The organism is Mesorhizobium sp. M1088, from assembly GCF_040318575.1.
In the GTDB taxonomy this organism is placed as follows: domain Bacteria; phylum Pseudomonadota; class Alphaproteobacteria; order Rhizobiales; family Rhizobiaceae; genus Mesorhizobium.
This window is the reverse complement of record NZ_JAMYMO010000134.1, coordinates 1-625: the sequence shown is the minus strand read 5'-3', so window position 1 is coordinate 625 and position 625 is coordinate 1. Positions and strand designations below refer to the sequence as shown.

The window sequence follows — 625 nt, the reverse complement described above, 5'->3', positions numbered from 1 at the left end:
TTGCGGTCCGATCGATGCGCCCCAGCGCCGGAAACGATCCGGTGTCCATTCCGCATAGCGGCGGTGCGAGCTCGGCATGTGTGCGGGGTCCGTTCCATAGCGCTTGCCGCCATATCGGCGCTGATGCACAGCGATGCGTTCGCCGCGATGGAAGATCTCGATCATCCGTGCTGTCGCCCGGATATCGACCTGCTGACGGATGAGGCCGTGCGGCACGGAATAGAAGAAGCTTTGGAACTCGACATGGTAATCCGTCGAGACCCGCGCAAAGCGCCATTCGGCGAACTCGTAATCCTCGGCGGGCAGGCTTGCGAGCGCCGCGCGTTCGACCGCCTCGAAGAGCTGTCGGCGGCTGACGCCCAGCCGGCGCATGACATGATTGTTGATGCGCTCCAGCACGCCGGCGATCGCGGCATTGGCCTCGGCGAGCGAGAAGAACGTCTGTTTGCGCAGGCGCCCCAGAATGCAGCTTTGGGCGAAACGCACGCCGTTCTCGACCTTGGCCTTGTCCTTCGGTCGTCGGGCCGGGCCGGCAGGACGCCGACGCCATAGTGAGATGCCATTCTCCCATAGCTGCGGTTGATCTCGGGATCGTAGAAGCTTGCTCGGCTGACGCCGGACTTCA

Annotated in this window: 1 protein-coding gene; it reads right to left on the bottom strand. The window is 63.8% G+C overall.

What is annotated here, in order from left to right; all coding sequences use genetic code 11:
* A partial coding sequence (locus tag NKH49_RS34830; protein ID WP_502907998.1) for a Mu transposase domain-containing protein occupies positions 1–486 on the bottom strand: 486 nt, incomplete at its 3' end.
* Positions 487–625 lie beyond the last annotated feature (139 nt).